This window comes from Pseudoalteromonas sp. SIMBA_162 (genome assembly GCF_046535955.1).
GTDB lineage: Bacteria > Pseudomonadota > Gammaproteobacteria > Enterobacterales > Alteromonadaceae > Pseudoalteromonas > Pseudoalteromonas marina.
Map to the genome: position 1 here is coordinate 1 of NZ_JAWJBQ010001109.1, position 240 is coordinate 240.

1 protein-coding gene is annotated in these 240 nt (G+C 54.6%); it reads left to right on the forward strand.

All coding sequences use genetic code 11. The features are described from left to right. Positions 1 to 230 (forward strand): hypothetical protein (locus R0J88_RS23125; RefSeq protein ID WP_410901333.1); only part of this gene is annotated, 230 nt, incomplete at its 5' end. Positions 231 to 240: the final 10 nt, after the last annotated feature.

The window sequence follows — 240 nt, forward strand, 5'->3', positions numbered from 1 at the left end:
GCACAGCGCGCGTTGCGTCGCAAGGGTGGCTGAAGTACCGCCTGACTGATTCAACGGATTTGGAGCAGTACGTGTACTACACGCAACTCATCAACCCGAAGTTCGATGAGCATCCTGTCGTGCAGCGGATCTTGAAGGACACCAAAGGCAAGCCTGGAGCCTTCGGCACAGCGATGCAGAGTTTGCCAGATGCTGTTGTACAGGAGATCAAGCAAGGGCGCTTCGATTAGGCATTGTTTC